At 62.3% G+C, this 4,334-nt stretch carries 5 protein-coding genes and 1 pseudogene; 5 read left to right on the forward strand and 1 reads right to left on the reverse strand.

Going from position 1 to position 4,334, the window contains the following annotated elements:
• Positions 1 to 459 precede the first annotated feature (459 nt).
• From D4765_RS18805 to D4765_RS18825, 5 genes are all read left to right on the forward strand, one after another.
• Positions 460 to 1,035, forward strand: coding sequence for a recombinase family protein (locus D4765_RS18805; RefSeq protein ID WP_201799377.1), 576 nt, complete (start codon positions 460 to 462; stop codon positions 1,033 to 1,035).
• 331 nt (positions 1,036 to 1,366) lie between these two features.
• On the forward strand, positions 1,367 to 1,735 hold the full coding sequence (locus tag D4765_RS18810) for a GntR family transcriptional regulator (RefSeq protein WP_136643837.1): 369 nt from the start codon (positions 1,367 to 1,369) through the stop codon (positions 1,733 to 1,735).
• On the forward strand, positions 1,732 to 2,634 hold the full coding sequence (locus D4765_RS18815) for an ABC transporter ATP-binding protein (protein ID WP_136643838.1): 903 nt from the start codon (positions 1,732 to 1,734) through the stop codon (positions 2,632 to 2,634). Before D4765_RS18810 ends, D4765_RS18815 begins: the two co-directional genes overlap by 4 nt.
• On the forward strand, positions 2,631 to 3,341 hold the full coding sequence (locus D4765_RS18820; protein ID WP_136643839.1) for a hypothetical protein: 711 nt from the start codon (positions 2,631 to 2,633) through the stop codon (positions 3,339 to 3,341). The genes D4765_RS18815 and D4765_RS18820 overlap by 4 nt, the downstream gene beginning before the upstream one ends.
• A 357-nt stretch (positions 3,342 to 3,698) precedes the next feature.
• A complete protein-coding gene (locus D4765_RS18825; RefSeq protein ID WP_476718332.1) occupies positions 3,699 to 4,190 on the forward strand; it encodes a recombinase family protein in 492 nt (163 codons plus the stop codon).
• 32 nt (positions 4,191 to 4,222) lie between these two features.
• Here the strand turns inward: D4765_RS18825 and D4765_RS19890 are convergent.
• A pseudogene (locus D4765_RS19890) lies at positions 4,223 to 4,334 on the reverse strand (IS30 family transposase); the annotation flags it as partial.

The raw sequence follows: 4,334 nt of genomic DNA on the forward strand, positions 1-4,334 counted from the left end.
TGCGAGCAATAAGGCCGCCCAAACCAGTGGATTCTTCAGATTCGCATTCCACCCCTTGAGCGCGGGAATCTCCGGTTGAGTGGTGCGTTTGTCGTTCGTGGTCATCAAGCCCCCAGGGACGGTGAATTCGGCGCCCCGCGGCACTCTACACCTGACGATCATTCGCCTAGTCTCACGTGCGCGTCCGTTGAGGGCTGAGTAGATAGTTACTTACGAGCGTGTAACTTCTCACAGGTCAGGTAACAGCTGCCTGACCCTGCCCCGCCACCTCGCCGCTTGGGTGGTCCGGCACTTCTGGCGACTTCAGACCTCGTCCTTTATTCGGTGCACGTAAGCCGGTCCCCCACCGCTCCCCCGGAGTCACTTTCGGAGTGCAGGAAAACATGGGGCCGGGTTATGTACGTAAGACCCGCACGATGAAATGCACGGTGATGGGGGGATAACTGCAACCATAGGTTCATGACGGGAATGAAGATCGGGTATGCCCGCGTCTCGACTAACGACCAAGACCTAACCGCACAACGAAATGGTCTCCTTGCCCTCGGTGTTGATGAGAAACAGATCTTCGTTGACCACGGCCTCACCGGCGCCAACCGTGCCCGGCCGGGTCTTCGCGAAGCGATGGCTGCGACCCGCGCCGGCGACACACTCGTCGTCACCAAACTCGACCGCCTCGCCCGTTCCCTGCCAGACGCGCGAGACATCGCGGACGAGCTCACGGAGAAGGGCGTGGTCCTCAGCCTCGGTGGCAGCACTTACGACCCGACGGACCCGATAGGCCGGCTGCTGTTCAACGTCCTCGGAATGGTCGCCGAGTTCGAAGCCGACCTTATCCGAATGCGAACCAGGGAAGGGATGGCGGTTGCGAAAGCGAATGGCCGCCTCAAGGGCAAACAGCCCAAACTCACCAAGACGCAGCAGAAACATCTCCGGAAGCTGCACGATGCCGGCGAACACACCCAGGCCGAGCTGGCTGATCTGTTTCAGGTGTCACGGACAACCATCTACCGAGAACTTCAACGCAGCGCCGAATAGCCAGCCCCGCCATTTAGCAATCACAAAACACCACCAAAGAGCAATCAACTCCACACAGGGGCGGCTTGTGAATTAGTGAAATATCCGACGATAGGTCTTGGTCGTGGAGGTTGATGGGAGGGCTTGTGAGCTATGCGGCGGGCAGAGCAACGCCGAACTCATCCGAGCAGCAACGCAGATATGAATCGTGGCAATCGCGCATACGGAGAAGTTCTGGCGCCCGAATCCGCTCAAGATTTCGGCGCGAAGTAGCGATCGAGGCGTCGCCTTCCTAAGGTAGTTAGAGTTCGCTGGGTGGTCCATTAGTCAAGTAATGGACTATGGTGGTGTCATGTTCTCCGGAGAAGTCCCGGTCTTCCAGCAGCTTGCTGCCAAGATCACCAACGACATCGTCGCGGGCGTCTATGCGGAGAACACGGCTGTGCCCTCGGCTACGGACTTCGCTGCGTTCCACCGCATGAATCCGGCGACCGCAAGTAAGGGCGTGAACCTGCTCGTGGAGTTGGGCGCGCTCTATAAGCAGCGCGGCGTTGGCATGTTCGTCGCCACCGGTTCCCGAGAACTGCTGAAGAAGGTTCGGCGCGACGAGTTCCGGACGCAATTCCTGCGCCCATTGCTGAACGAGGCGCACGTGTTAGGCATCAGCGGCGAAGAGCTCCATCACCTGATCGATGAAGAAGAGAGAGAGGATCGGCCATGACGAACGCGATTGAAATCCAATCCGTCACCCGCGCCTACGGCGGCTCGAAGGCCTTGTGCGACGTGAGTTTGAGCGTGCGTGAGGGGTCGATTCTGGGGCTGCTCGGTCGCAACGGCGCGGGGAAGACCACTCTCATGTCGCTGGTGGCCGGCCAGGACCGGCCATCGTCGGGACGTGTCGAGGTGTTCGGTGAGCGTCCCTACGAACACGAGTCGACCCTCGCGAAGGTGATCCTGGTGCGCGACAACCAGCGTTATCCCGACCGGTATGACCTGAGGGATGTGCTGCGCATCGCGCCGGTCTACGCACCGAACTGGAGCACCGAGGTGGCGGCGGAGCTCATCGAGGGCATGCGCATACCCAGCAAGACTCCGATCAAGAAGTTCTCTCGTGGGCAGCTCTCCGCGGTCGCCATCGTGCTCGGCCTCGCCTCGCGCGCCCCGGTCACGCTCCTTGACGAGCCGTACTTGGGTCTGGATGTGACCGCGCGCAGGTTCTTCCATGATGTGCTGCTGCGCGACTACACCGCGCATCCACGCACGATCGTTCTGTCCACGCACCTCATCGAGGAGTCCGAGGCGCTGTTCGACCGGGTGGTCATTCTCGACCGCGGCCGGATCCGCCTTGACGTGGCGAGCGAGGAGGTTCCTGGGCAGGCATTCGTCCTCAGCGGCCCGAGCGAGGCCGTCGACCGGCTCGCCTCGAGCCACACGGTGCTCGCTCCCCACACCGTTCCCGGCCTCAAATCGGCGACCATCCTGGGCACACCGGACGCGAGTCTGCGGAGCGAGGCCGGCCGCAACGGCGTCCAGGTAGCCTCCGTCTCGCTGCAAGAACTCGTCGCCGCATTCGGCTCCGACGCCGTCAAACCCAGCCTCACGGAAGGGGCCCGCGCATGAGCGCTGTCATCTCCACGGTCAAGCTGCACCTGAACCGCCGCCGACAGGTGTTCCTTGTCCCGCTCTGGATCGCCGTCGTCGTTGGCGTCATCTCGGTGATAATCGCCCTGATCTTCTGGCGTGGCGGCAGCCAGCCCGGCACCGCCGAGTGGATCCAGAGCAGCCGGAGCAACCCCGGGGTCGTTTACGCCCTCGGCGGTTTCTTCATCTACCTCGGCGTGATCTCGAGCTCCTCGCACTATCCGTTCGCGCTCACGCTCGGCTCCACCCGGCGTGCTTTCGTCGCCGGCACATTCCTCTTCCAGGCGCTCATCGCCGCCTATGTCGCGATCGTCTTCCTCGCCTTCGAGCTCATCGAGATCGCCACCAACCACTGGTTCATTGGCTTCTACGCGTTCGACATCTACGCCCTCGGCGCCGGCGACCCCTGGCGACTACTCGCCATCGTCTTCCTCGGCGTCTTCGTCTTCCTCGCCATCGGCAGTGTCTTCGCCGCCGCTTGGGTGCGTTATAGCGTCCGCGGACCGCAGCTCCTCGCGATCGGACTCGTCGTCGTCATCGGACTCGGCATCGCGATCATCGTCCCAGACCTCGGCGCGATCGTCGCCGCATTCCAGCTCTGGTGGCTCGCCATCGCAGCCGGCGTCATCCTCCTGCTCGCCTCTCTCGGCACCTGGCTCTTCCTCCGGGCTGCGATCATCCGTTAGGCGACACTTCAATCCAATCCACGAACGGTCGTTCCTGCGACGTCTCGTACCGTTGCATGACAGTAGGGCGAAGATTGTCGCCGCTCAGCCCTGTCGTGTGGGTCTGATCGTTAGGTCTCCGATCTCGACGTCGTCGGGGCCCGCCGCTTACTCACCATCGTGGTGGACGGCTTGCGACCCCGACCCACGGGCTGAGTGCACAGACACGAGCTGGTTCACATGTCGGCGCCAGAAGCTAAGCGACTATCGGTCGCAGCCTGACTGGCCCTCACGCAGCCGGGCCACAATGCGCTGCGATATCGACGCCACTTACCGCTGCGATCCACAGACCAGAACCTCGACCTGCAACACGACGCGTTGAAAGCCGCCGGGTGCGAGAAGACTTTCGCCGATGTCATCAGCGGCGCCAAAGCCTCCCGACCGGGACTGGACAAAGCACTCGAGCAGCTTCGCGTCGGGGACATCCTCGTCGTCTGGAAACTCGACCGCCTTGGCCGGAGCGTGAAGAACCTGATCGCCTTCACCGAGCAACTCCACGAGACAGGGATCGGGTTCCGCTCTCTCACCGACCAAATCGACACAACCACCCCCGCTGGCCGGTTCTTCTTCCACGTCATGGCGTCTCTTGCCCAGATGGAACGGGAACTCACCATCGAACGCACCCACGCCGGCCTCGAAGCCGCCCGCAAGAACGGACGCCCGCCCGGCCGGAAAAGAATCATGACTCACCGCAAAATCGCCGCCGCGAGACAACTGCTCGCCCAAGGAACGTCCGCCGCTGACGTGGCCCACAACATCGGCGTCTCGATCCCCACGCTTTACCGGTGGATCCCCGCCACCGAACGCTGAGGAAGCGCCCTAACGTAGGCGGATTCAAGCGGTCATTGCACCAGTAGGGTTTTGATCATCTCATCTGGGGTGGCGTATCCGTACCGTTTGCGTGGTCGACGGTTCAGTTGGGCGGCTACGGTGTCGAGCTGCTTCTGGGTGTAG

The sequence above is a fragment of the Subtercola vilae genome (genome assembly GCF_004923255.1).
GTDB classification, from domain to species: Bacteria; Actinomycetota; Actinomycetes; order Actinomycetales; family Microbacteriaceae; genus Subtercola; species Subtercola vilae.